We start from the raw sequence: 3796 nt of genomic DNA on the forward strand, positions 1-3796 counted from the left end.
ACAGTGCACTGGGATGGCAGAGATGAGCTGGGTAGGCCGGTTGCAGCAGGGGTGTACTTGTGCAGGATGGTGGCAGGAACCCAGGCCAAGACCATCAGAATGCTCTTGCTCAGGTGACCCTTCAGGCGGCAGTGACGCATAGCTGACCAAGGAAAGAGCGCCCTGGGGCAACTACCTCAGGGCGCTCCCTTATGTATGCTGCGACAAGAAGCACGCATCTGCTCCCACGCCTCTGGAGGCTGCGGGGGCGGCCAGGTCGCGCGTTCAGGTCATCGGAAGCTTCGCATCATTGCGAGACCAGCCGGCCTTCTTGCCCAAGCAGATCATGGTCATAAACCAAGCGGGCGGCCCAGCAGTGAGCGAGAAACGGCGCCTCCTTCGTCACGGGCATGCCCTGTCACCACGAAACCTCACCACCCCACCTCCACCCCCGCCCGCCACTGCCGGCCGGGCATAGGGTAACCGTCGGCGACCTGGTACTGGACGTCGAAAAGGTTGTCCACCGCCACCCGGAGGTGCCAGGTCACGCCCCAGAAAGGCACCCGCACCCCTGCGTTCGCATCGACGACCGTGTGGGCAGGTAACGGGGCGGTATTGGCTTCATCCGTGTAGCGCGAGCCAACGTAGGAGGCAGTAGCATTGCAATAGAACGGGCGACCCTGGAAGCCAGCCCGCAGCGACGCCGTGTGCTCCGGCCGGTAGATAAGCCACTTGCCCTGGAGGCCAGGCACGCCGCCGGCATTCACCGCCCGCAAATGGCTGTAGCTCGCCTCGATGATGAGGCGCGCCGCAACCCCCTCCCACTTGACCCGCAACTCCTGGCCCGTGATCTCCGCCTCGCTCACGTTGGCAGGCGACCACTTGTAGGTAGCGGCATCCATCCCCCACACGATGAGGTCCCGTGCCCAGCGTCGGTACACGCTGAGGTCACTGTGTAACCTTCCGGCAGCCGGCACGCTCACGCTCAGCCCACCCTCAATTTCGGTGGTCCGTTCTGGCTTCAGGTTGGGGTTGCCAACGGTAAAGGCATCCTCCGGCCAGTAGAGGTCGTTGAACGTCGGCGCGCGGAACGACCCACCCACATTGCCGCGGATTGCTATGTGGCTATGCCGCACCCTGCTCAAGATTATCCCCACTTTCGGGCTGGTGACGGAGCCAAAACCTTGGTAGTGGTCGATCCGCACCGTCGGCAGAAGGTTAGCCTGCCACTCAGGGCGGCCGAGCAGACCTTTCCAGGCGGCATCGGCCTGGGCAAAGGCGCCAAATGACTCCCGCACGTGGGTTCCGAAGGAGGTACCTTGCGAGCGCTCGTTCAGGTAGCTGGCCCCCAGCGACACGACCTTGCCCTCACCCAACGGCAGGTCACCCTGCACGGAGGCACCGGCACTGACGCCCCTATTGTCGGCATCCGATGGCCAGAACGGATTCGGGTCAACAAAGCGAGTAGCCAGCTCGTGCCGGAACCCTGTCGCCTGAATGTGCAGCGTGCCCCCGAGCCTCGTGTCCACGTTTACCTGCAGGCGACGGCTCTCGTCAGTCTGCTGTGCCTGGGGACTGGGGAAGGCCAACGAGCCCGGCGCACCCCGCTCAGCACGAGACCACTCGCCGGAAAGGGTGAGACGTGTGAGCAGAGAAGACTGCCAGCTCAGCTTGGCAAAAAGTTCGTCCAGCGAAAAAGAGTTGTTGATGCGCCTCTTCTCCGTTTCTCTGCCCGTGGCTTGGTCCTTGGCGCGATAAACAAAGTCGCCGTCGCTCCGGGCGCGACTCGCAGCCACCAATACACCCACATCACCCTGCTGGTGGCTGCCGGCAAAGTGGGCCGAGCGGCTGCCCCACGAGCCCACGCTCGTAGCCAACGAGAGCTGGGGTCTCACTCCTCCCTGCGGTGCGCGCGTGATGATGTTCACCACGCCCCCGGCCGCATCAGCTCCATAGAGCGAGGAGAGCCCGCTACGCACAAACTCGATCCGTTCCACCGCAGTGAGCGGCAGCAGGCCCAGGTCGTACCCTCCTGCCAACGGCGAGTTGAGGCGTGCGCCATCCCAAAGAATCAGCACCTGCTCAGCAGAAGAGCCGCGCACCGACAGCGACTTCATGGCGGCCTCTGAGCCATAGCTCTTCACAAAGGCCCCGGCCACTGGCCGCAGGGCATCCGCCACCGTGGTGCCGTTGACCATCTCAATGTCCGTCGCCGAGACCACCTCCGCGGACACGGGCAGCTCCCAGCTCAATGACCTGCCGCGCTTGCCGGTGACCATCACCTCCTCAAGCTCAATCACTGTTGGCACCAGGCGCACCGACAGGTTTTGGGCCCCGCCTTCCGTGATGCGCACCGTGAGCAGCTGCGGCTCATAGCCCATGTAGGAGACGCGGATTTGGTGCGTTCCCGCCGGCAGTTTGGGAAGCGCAAAGCGCCCCCCTTCGTCGGTAGCAGTGCCGAGCTCGCCTGGCACTACGCTGACGTTGGCGCCGGCAAGCGGTCTGCCGGTGGTGTGGTCCACCACCAGGCCGGTCACTTGAGCAAAGGCGCTCGAAGTCAAGACTGCGATACTGAGGAGCGTCACAAGGAGCGTCTTCTCTGTCTTCATTTTCGCCTCCCGTGGAACCTGGTTCACTGTTGTCCCTCTTCTACCCACCACTCCGAGGGCCGCCGGCACGAGCAGCGCAAAGACTGCGGTGTTGGCGGCCGCGTGAGTCAGGTAGAACACCGCACCGTAGGCGTAGGCTCCGAGCAAGGCGGGGAGGGTGAGCCGGCTCATCACGAGAAAGCCCACCGTGGTCAGAAAGTCGAAGGTCACCGTGAGGAGGAAGCCGCATGCCCCCAGCGCAAGCACTTGTGGCCACTGGATTCTGTGCCGCCGCACCCTCCTGCCGATCAGCCCCCCTACAAAGCCCGCCAGACCCATCCCCAAGACCTGGCTGACCAGCAAGGTGACAGAGGAGATGCCGTAGGGATTGACTGCCGCGTAGAGAAGCTCGCCGACCATGGCAGTGGCCAGCCCTCGCCCAGCACCAAGGAAAGCGCCGGCGACAAAGGCGGTGGCGGTCACCAGCTCCACGTTGGGTACGCTGCTGAGCAGGTAGCCCAAGGCGACCATCAAGCCGGCGAACATGGCCATATTGGCCAAAGAAATGGTGCCTGGTCTCACGACCGGATCCCTCCTCTGCCATGCGCGAGCACTCCACCACGCGGCGGGCGGCGCAAACAAAAAACCCTGGCCTCCTCAAACAGACCAGGGTTCGCACGTCGCGCACGCTACGCACCGACACCTCACCCGCGGAGGCTCACACGGTGATACCGACTCCGGCAGGTTTCCTGGCTTTCCCGACCCTGGTCGCCTTCCCATCCGAGCTGCGGACAGTGGCACCGTTGACCAGGGCACCGGCGCATCAACTCATGCGCCCGGGATCACAGTAGCGGGGCTGCGACGGACTTGCACCGTCTTCCCTTTTCCTCCCCTGCGGGGAGCACCGGAATCTACGCCCATATCGCCAAAGAGCGACGCTGGAAATATAACACAGCCCAAAGGCAATTGCAAGGGGAAAATGCGCACAGGAGAAAATCGCGGCGGGAATTTGCGGTGGCCCCCCGAGCCGGAACTTTTCCCTCATTAAGCACGTCTGACAAGCGTCACTGTGTTCGCATGAATTGGAGGAGGTCGGCGTGAGAACTTGCACGAAGCTCTGGCCAGTGGCAGTCTTGGTGGGCAGCCTGGTAGCGTGTTCCCCGAGCAGTAGCACGTCCCTGCAGAAAAAGGTGGACGAGTACATGCGTCGCGTGACGGCGAGAGGGTTT

At 63.5% G+C, this 3796-nt stretch carries 1 protein-coding gene and 1 riboswitch; the gene reads right to left on the minus strand.

What is annotated here, in order from left to right; translation table 11 throughout:
* Positions 1-410: 410 nt before the first annotated feature.
* Positions 411-3149 carry a TonB-dependent receptor gene (locus H5U38_03720; protein ID MBC7186125.1) on the minus strand — a complete coding sequence of 913 codons (2739 nt, stop codon included), beginning with the start codon at positions 3147-3149 and terminating at the stop codon, positions 411-413.
* 139 nt (positions 3150-3288) lie between these two features.
* Positions 3289-3491, minus strand: a riboswitch (cobalamin riboswitch).
* Positions 3492-3796 lie beyond the last annotated feature (305 nt).

The organism is Calditrichota bacterium, assembly GCA_014359355.1.
Taxonomy (GTDB): Bacteria; Zhuqueibacterota; Zhuqueibacteria; order JANLFK01; family Oleimicrobiaceae; genus Oleimicrobium.